The sequence below is a fragment of the Sulfobacillus harzensis genome, from assembly GCF_012933365.1.
Taxonomy (GTDB): domain Bacteria; phylum Bacillota; class Sulfobacillia; order Sulfobacillales; family Sulfobacillaceae; genus Sulfobacillus_B; species Sulfobacillus_B harzensis.
In genome coordinates, this window is the sequence record NZ_JABBVZ010000215.1 from 1 (window position 1) to 2,563 (window position 2,563).

The window sequence follows — 2,563 nt, forward strand, 5'->3', positions numbered from 1 at the left end:
CCGTTAGGACGGGCGTCTTCATCAGAGGGCGACTTATCCACAGCATTGTTTCGCCGAATTATGAAAAGCCCTCACGTGGGATACTCGGCTGTCCCGGCGAAGAAATTCTTAAACGCTTGGCCCAAGTGGATGATCGCCATCTGGGGCGCATTTTTGGTGATCTCTAGCATCCAAGGAAACTGCTCGCGCTTAATCGCATTGAGTTGACGCCGCAAAGCGGCGTCCGACGGCTTGGGCAACGAGGAATCCGCCTTCCAAGCATCATACTGCTGCTGCCATTGATTCAAGGCCCAGTTGTGGGCAAAGCGTGCCGTTCCCGCCGCCTTGCGGAAATACGTCTCCTGCACATCGTTGGGATCGAGCGCAATTTTATGGGCGATAATCATGACGACGCCTCCTCCACCGCGTGTTTCACGTCATCGAGCAGCTTTTGATTCTTTCGTGAACGGCTGCCATACAGCCGGGCCGAAAACACCGTGATGATTTCCAGCACGTCTTGGGCCAATTCCTCTTCAAACGTGGTGTCCTCCCCTTGGTTGAGAATCACCACTTCCACGTGCTTGGCTTCGCAGATGGCAAAGACCAACTCTGCCCCAAACCGCAACAATCGATCCTTGTGGGTTACGACCAGCCGACCGATCCGGTCGGCGAGGATGTCATTCAAGAGACGTTTCAAGCCCTTCTTGTGATAGTTCATCCCCGAACCGAGGTCGGCGACGACCTCGAAGGTCCACCCTTGGCGAACACAATACAGTTCCAGGACTTGTTTTTGCCGCTCCAGATCGTCTTTCTGGTCATGGCTGGATACCCGCGCATAGGCCACGGTTTTTCGCGTCACGTCGGCAGCAACCCGGAATCGTTCGGGATACAGCTTCGCCAAATCATAGCGACGGTGGCCACCGGAAGTATGTTCCGGGACGAGTTTTCCTTCGCGTTCCCAACGCCGCAAGGTGGTAATAGAGACCCCCAAGGCTTGGGCGGCTTCACCAATGCTGACAAACCTATCCATATTGGATAGTATAAGATAGTTTTGGATACATTGCAATCAAACTGTTAAAGCCCTTTGCCCAATGGGCCGCAGAAAGGATTTTACTGAATGGCAAACCCCCATTAGTCGCCTGAGTCATTTGTCCTGTGGATTTCCTTTAAAATACGGTAATCGGTTGGCCGCTTCTTTTTGCGTTGCGACATTCACGTGCGCATAAATTTCGGTGGTCGACAAGTGCGCGTGCCCGAGTGCTTCCTGCACAATACGAATGTCCATGCCGGCTTCCAGCAACGCGGTGGCATAGGTGTGACGGAGCTTGTGCGGGGTCAGATGAAGGGGGAGTTCAGCCTGCGCGCCATATTGCTGGATGCGGCGCTGCACCTCGCGGGCGGACAACGGCGTGATGGGAAAGTGTTGGCCCTTCGGGATGCGGCGCTGGGTCACAAAGAACGCGTTGAGCTCCGTCGCCGGCCGGACCTCGCGATACGCCGTCAAGGGCGCATACGTGGCCTCCGGCAACGCCACCTGCCGACGTTTGTCGCCTTTGCCAATGATGTTGAGCTGACCGCGTCGTATTCCATCGGCTACATCTTTCATGGTTAGCTGGACAGCCTCTGAGATCCGCAACCCTGTCCCCAACATCAGCCAAAAGAGCGCTGCGTCCCGCGCCTGAACCCAGTCGGGATCATTCGGCAGACCGTAGTGGACGGCCGCCATGAACGCTTGCGCTTGATGCGTGTCGAGGTAGACGATTTCCCGCTCGGGAGCCTGACCTTTGGCCTTAATGACACCGGATTCCGGATACGGTGACGCCGCAAGCCATCGTTGCTCCACGGCATAGGCCAAAAACAGCTTGAGACTCGCCTGGCGTCGCAATACGGTCTGCCGGCTCTTGCGCTGTCGGCGCAGATCGAAAAACCAGTTGGCGATGTCATCGCTGGTTAGGTTTGCGAGATTATCTAAGACCTCCGGTCGCTTGCGGGCGTTGGCCCAATAGTCCGCCGCCAAGGACAAGTCCGACAAATACGCCGCGATGGTGTTGGCGCTCCGGTCGGCCATTTTAAGGGTCGTCGTGAATCGATCGACGGCTTCATCCCATTGCATGGGCGACTCTCCTTCATGGGTTTGGGTTCAGAATACCGCCTCCGGGGGTACGTGTAAAGCTCATAACCGGTCTTATGCGATCCGAAGAAGGTGGTCCCCCATCGCCTCCATGGACAGACCACATAGTTCCGTTCCCGAGGCTCGTGCCAATGCCAACGTACAACACGGTCGCCATCCTGTCTCATCTCCTGTCGCTGGGGAATGCAGCGGAAACCGGGTTTCGCCGACGCGCCAACGCCTTTGTTGCGACCTCGCTTATAGGCCGTCATCCCCGACCGCGGTTTGCGACAGACCGGTGCCACGGGTCTCCCCGGTGGGGCGGCATCCCGCGCGTCAGCTGTAACGAAGAGGCGTCGCCGTGTATATGGCCAAATAGAAATGGACAGTTTGGCCATCGTTTTTCCCCAGTTTTGCCACTAAGAATTCCCCAAAATGGCCATTAAGAGTTGCCACTGTCCTCACCCTTCTCGG

The 2,563-nt window shown here is 56.5% G+C and carries 3 protein-coding genes; all 3 read right to left on the reverse strand.

Features of this window, described 5'->3' with window-relative positions; genetic code table 11:
• Positions 1 to 71: 71 nt before the first annotated feature.
• On the reverse strand, positions 72 to 386 hold the full coding sequence (locus HIJ39_RS22450; RefSeq protein ID WP_169103263.1) for a helix-turn-helix domain-containing protein: 315 nt from the start codon (positions 384 to 386) through the stop codon (positions 72 to 74).
• On the reverse strand, positions 383 to 1,009 hold the full coding sequence (locus tag HIJ39_RS22455; RefSeq protein ID WP_169103264.1) for an IS607 family transposase: 627 nt from the start codon (positions 1,007 to 1,009) through the stop codon (positions 383 to 385). The genes HIJ39_RS22450 and HIJ39_RS22455 overlap by 4 nt, the downstream gene beginning before the upstream one ends.
• A gap of 114 nt (positions 1,010 to 1,123) precedes the next feature.
• A complete protein-coding gene (locus tag HIJ39_RS22460) occupies positions 1,124 to 2,092 on the reverse strand; it encodes a tyrosine-type recombinase/integrase (protein ID WP_169103265.1) in 969 nt (322 codons plus the stop codon).
• Positions 2,093 to 2,563 lie beyond the last annotated feature (471 nt).